At 32.5% G+C, this 5,291-nt stretch carries 6 protein-coding genes; 1 reads left to right on the plus strand and 5 read right to left on the minus strand.

Annotated features, from left to right (window positions below; translation table 11 throughout):
- On the minus strand, positions 1–555 hold a 555-nt coding region (locus tag CVD18_RS21320), incomplete at its 3' end, for a DJ-1/PfpI family protein (protein ID WP_199185124.1).
- A gap of 26 nt (positions 556–581) precedes the next feature.
- Positions 582–1,793: an MFS transporter gene (locus CVD18_RS21325; protein WP_103867492.1), complete on the minus strand. Its 1,212-nt coding sequence runs from the start codon at positions 1,791–1,793 to the stop codon at positions 582–584.
- A gap of 138 nt (positions 1,794–1,931) precedes the next feature.
- On the opposite strand from CVD18_RS21325, the gene CVD18_RS21330 reads away from it, so the two are divergent.
- A complete protein-coding gene (locus CVD18_RS21330; protein ID WP_103867493.1) occupies positions 1,932–2,546 on the plus strand; it encodes a DUF1684 domain-containing protein in 615 nt (204 codons plus the stop codon).
- A gap of 56 nt (positions 2,547–2,602) precedes the next feature.
- On the opposite strand, the gene CVD18_RS21335 is transcribed toward CVD18_RS21330, so the two are convergent.
- The 3 genes from CVD18_RS21335 to CVD18_RS21345 all read right to left on the minus strand — a co-directional run.
- Entirely contained in the window at positions 2,603–3,715 is a 1,113-nt protein-coding gene (locus CVD18_RS21335) for a porin (protein WP_103867494.1), read from the minus strand.
- Positions 3,716–3,813: 98 nt separating this feature from the next.
- The gene (locus CVD18_RS21340) at positions 3,814–4,704 is read right to left on the minus strand and encodes an outer membrane beta-barrel protein (protein ID WP_233194613.1); all 891 of its coding nucleotides are present in this window, start codon (positions 4,702–4,704) and stop codon (positions 3,814–3,816) included.
- Positions 4,704–5,291: UPF0236 family transposase-like protein (locus CVD18_RS21345; RefSeq protein WP_199185070.1), on the minus strand; the 588-nt coding region annotated here is incomplete at its 5' end. The genes CVD18_RS21345 and CVD18_RS21340, both read right to left, overlap by 1 nt.

Consider the following 5,291-nt stretch of genomic DNA (forward strand, 5'->3'; position numbering starts at 1 on the left):
ACATATCTTTTTAAGACCAAAAGCTACAGAGGGGTCAATATGACCAGAATGGGGGTCAGTATCCATAGAATATCCAGCAAGTACAAATGCACCGTCACAATGAGAGGTTATAAACTCAGCAGTTTTATCAATTTGTTGTACAAATTTAATCATAGCTTTATCATTAAGATCAGTATTCAGATGGTGTTCTGCACTAGGAACAACAAGTATATCTATTTTTGGTAAAGAATCTAGTGTGTAATTATAATCAGGAATTATTTTTAACCCTTCAAAAGTTGTAATAGCTTCATCTGTATTGGCAACTGTAAAAACATTCATCTGTTTTATGTTTTTGCGATATTGTGTATGTTGAAAAATGTCATAAGGGGCTGTTAATTCAGTATTATAGGTTCCATCCATAATTAAGAAAGCAACATTATAACGATTTGAGACTAGTTTAGGAAAAACCTTTTCTTTTTTTATAATCGTTGTTTGATGTGTTTCCTTTGGTTGATTTTGTACCTGTGAACAACCAAAAATAAATACTATAGATACGACAAGAAATAAATGTTTCATTAGGATAAAGATTGAAAAATAATAAGCTAATTTACAATAGTTTTGGGTTCAGATTTTCGTTTTACGATATAAAGTAAAAAGATTCCTAATACAGAAATAAGAAACATTAAAATCCACGTAAAATCATAGCCAAAATTATTGATTAACTGCATTCCTGAGTTATGTCCAAAAATATGAGAAACAGAAAATGCCATAGTATATAACCCCATGTATGCTCCTTGTTTTCCTTTTTTTGAACGATCAAGAGCAAAAGCATTTCCAAAAGGGAAAGCGACCATTTCACCAAATGTAGCAATGACCATTCCTATAATCAAAATCCCTGCCCAGGGAGTAAGTAAGAAGAGGATGAAACTTATTCCTGTAAGTGCAAATCCCCAAATTACATTTGATATTTTAGAAACTTTCGTTTTTTCTAAATAAGCAATTAAAGGCATTTCAGTAAAAAATATCAGCGCACCATTAAGAGCCAATAATAAGCCGATTTTTTGCTCTGATAAATGATGTATCTCTTTGTAATACAATGGGATGGTGGAGAAGTGTTGAACGAATATAAACCCGAATAATGCTAATGCAATCAAAAATAATATGTAGATACCATCTTTATGGGCTTCTGTAGGGTTGTCAACAATGACTTCTTTGTCAAGTATTTTAGCCTTTTTAGGATGTAAGGTTTGTGTCATTACGATTCCTGCGATAATACAGGTAATCCCATCTACCCAAAATAAACCATAGTAACCTATTGATGCTATAATGATACCACCAATAGCTGGTCCAGCAGAAAACCCTAGATTAATAGCTAGTCTAATAAAAGTGAGCGATCTTGTTTTATTCTCGGGTTTGCTATAAGCACTTAATGCTACAAAAAAGGCAGGTCTAGCCATATCGGCAATAGCAATTAGGAAGAAAAAACTTATACAGATGCTCCAAAAACTTGTGAAATATTGAATAATAATAAAAGATACTCCTGTTAACAATAAAGAAAGGAGAATGACTTTATAGTATCCTATTTGATCACATAGTTTTCCTCCTAACCAAGCTCCTAAAAAAGAACCAAGGCCATAGCTAGTCATTACCCATCCTGCTTGTTGTAGAGAGAAATCTAAACTATCTGTTAAGTACAAGGATAAAAAAGGGATAACCATTGCCCCTGATCTATTAATCAATGTAATAAAACCTAGCCACCAAACTTCTTTTGATAAGCCAGAAAAGGATTTGAAGTATTGGAGAATAATTTTCAAGAAACTACTTGTATTTTGTGTTAAAGTTTTAAATAATTGAATAAAAATAGTTTTTTATCTATGATTAAAGCACATTTCTGTTGAAATTAATTAGTTAACTAATCGTAAATTGTACTTTTGCAAAAAAAATAGGGGCAAGTGTTTAGATTATCAGTTTTATTTGTTTTTTTCATTGGAAATATAGTAGCGCAAGATTCTACGACGGTAAAAAGAATATTATCTTTTCAGGAAAAGTTGAATAAAGATTTTACTACAGAAGAAATATCACCGTTACCCTCAAAAGCTATAAAAAAATTTAAGGCCCTTGATTTTTTTGAAATTGATACTTCTTTTTGTATTCGAGCAAAATTTATACGTACCCCTCATGAGACCCCTTTTATCATGAAAACGACTACAGGAAGAGAACCGTTGTATGTAAAATATGGAGAAGCTCATTTTGTATTACAAGAAAAGAAATGTGTCTTGATGATCTATGAAAATCAAGGATTAAAAACACAGCCAGAGTATGAAGATTATTTATTTCTGCCTTTTACAGATTTGACCAATGGAAAATCAAGTTATAGTGGAGGACGTTTTATAGATCTCAAAACCCCCAAAGATGGTTTTATTCTCATCGATTTTAATACAGCATACAATCCATATTGTGCATATAATGATCGTTATTCTTGTCCTATTCCGCCAGAAGAAAATAATCTAGCTATAAAAATATTGGCTGGAGTTAAAAAATACGATAAACATCCTGAAAATAAATAAAAAAGCGCCTTGAAAATTCAAGACGCTTTCTATTTAATGTTTTTTTAAAGGAGTTATTAGAATTTATATACCGTTCCAAATACAAATGAGAAAAGATTCTTAGTAGCTTCTCCATCGCTATCAATAAAAGAATTTTCAGAAGTAGTATCTAATCGAAATTCAGGTTTTAGGGTTAAATTACCGATAGTATAGTTTCCTGTAAGTGTAGTAGCAATTACATCTCCGTCACCTTCAGTATCTAATCCAATTACATTAATTAGCCCTCCATTGTAAACAGAAAAATATTCTCCTCTTAAGCCAATAGAAAATTTATCAGAAGCCTTGTATTGTGGATATAAAGCAACTCCATAAAACCCTGATGTATCTCCTGATTCTTGAGGCTCTGTAGTTACATATGTAACATTTGCACCGAGATAGAATTTATTGCTGAGGTCCCAACTTGTAGTAAGATCAGCATTAAAAGTAGGGCCTACTTCTCCTGGTTCTCCTTCATTACCATATCTGAAATTAAGATAAGCACTGCCTTTGTCAACCTCATAGCCTAATTGAGCTCCAACGATATAAGTGTCAAAAGGATTGTTTTCTGTATAATCACTTGGATTCATCACAGAAAGCATTGCAGACCATTTGTCATTAATAGAATAATTAGCTTTCAATCCTGTGTGAGATAATGGCCCGTATGTAAACATATACGAAGTAGAGTAATTGAAATTACCTGTAGGAGCAATCAACTCATACCCTATATATGTATTAAAATTTCCAAAAGTAAGAGTAAGTTTTTCTGTAGCATTCCAATACACATATAATTGATTGATGATTTGAGCAGATTCATCAGAATTAAACACTGCATCTTGACCTCTTGGTCCAAAAACAAGATCAGCAACAAAACCAACTTTTTTATCTTCATATTTCAAAATGGTATTCACCATCCCTAAAGCAAAACCACTTTCATCTGCAAAAAATGTTTTTGGAGCCACAGAATTGTCATTAGGTGCATTAAAATTATGTCTGTAATACCCATCAACAGATCCTGATAAGCTTACTTTTGATAATAGTTTATCTAAAGTATTTGCTGGTTTTTCTTCCTGACTAAAAAGTGAATAGCTCGAAAAAAGTAAAGTAAAAAGAGTTACTGTTTTTAAAAAGTTTGTAACGTTTTTTGTTCTCATAATTGATTTTTAGTTATCGTATTATCTTGATTAAAAGATGTAAAACTATGCAAAAGAATTTGAATCAGAAAGCAGAAGGTTGGATTGAGTTTATGTAATCAGAATTTATATACCGTTCCAAGTACAAATGAAAAAAGGTTTTTGGAGGCCTCGTTATTAGTATCAAAAAAAGAGTTCTCGGAGGTGATATCTAATCTAAGCTCAGGTTTTAAAGTTAAATTGCCAACAGTATAGTTTCCTGTAAGTGTAGTCGCAATTACATCTCCATCACCTTTTGTGTCTAATCCAATTATATTGATTAATCCTTTGTTGTAAACAGAAAAATACTCAGCTCTTAATCCAATAAAAAGTTTATCAGATGCTTTGTATTGAGGGTACAAGGCAACTCCATAAAATCCAGATGATTTCTCATTATCTTCAAGTTTGTTTGTTAGGTAGGTAGCGTTTATACCTAGATAAAAGGTTGGAGTGAGGTTCTGCCAAGAGGTAAGATCTATTTGAAAAGTAGGGTGGACTTCCTGTGGTTTTCCTTCGTTACCATACCTTATATTGAGATAGGTGTTTCTGTTATAGCTTAACTGCCCTCCAATAATATAGGTGTCAAAAGGGTTATTTTCGGTATAATCTGTTGGGTTCATGATAGCAAAGATCGCAGACCATTTTTCGCTAATTGAAAAATCTGCTTTTAGCCCCGTGTGAGAGAATGGACCATATGAAAACATGTATGAAGTAGAGTAATTAAAATTTTCTGATGGAGAAATGACTTCATATCCTAAAAAGGTATTAAAATTACCAAAAGTTAGTTTAATACTTTTGGTAATATTCCAGTATGCATATAGCTGATTGATAACTTGAGAAGAACCTTCAGAGTTAAAAACAGCATCTTTTCCTCTAGGGCCAAATACTAGATCAGCTATAATACCTGTTTTTTTATTTTTATATGCAAAGATAGCATTAGCCATTAGCCGGGTGTACGACAAATTTCCCATTATGCTGCATTTTGGCATAATTGTTTGATCCTGTGTTCTTGTTTGCTTTTATATACTACTCTTAGTTGCGCCATTTGTTGAAAACCTTCCATAGTCCATCGCTGCCCAGATAACTTCAATCGCTGTTGCAGCACATCTTTGTGAGCAGATTCTATGGCTCCCGATCCTATTATCAGCCCTTTTTCAATATATTTATGATACTGCATTCTGTCTTTATTTTTACGATAATAGTTGATCAATGTGTTTCTTTTTCCAGTTGTTTTGCGCTGTTCTGGTAATTTTTCAAGTGTTACAATAATGGGGTCAATCCCCTTGGTGAGCATCATTTCTGAGAATGTATCAATCCACTTATATCTTTGTTTTTCATCTTTATAGTAAAGTTTAGCAAATTCGCATAGATGTTCTTTACAATGATAATAATCTACAATCTGTATACTTTCAGGATAGTGTTGTTCTATCCATTTCCAAATCCACCTTGCGCCATCTGCTATAAAGACAAGAGAGTTCAGGTTTTCCAAATGATAATCCATCTTTGTAATGAATTCCTTATAATCCCCTAGATGGGTAACATAGGTAGAGGCTGTCAA

Origin of the sequence: Aquimarina sp. I32.4 (assembly GCF_002924285.1) — a bacterium.
Taxonomy (GTDB): Bacteria; Bacteroidota; Bacteroidia; order Flavobacteriales; family Flavobacteriaceae; genus Aquimarina.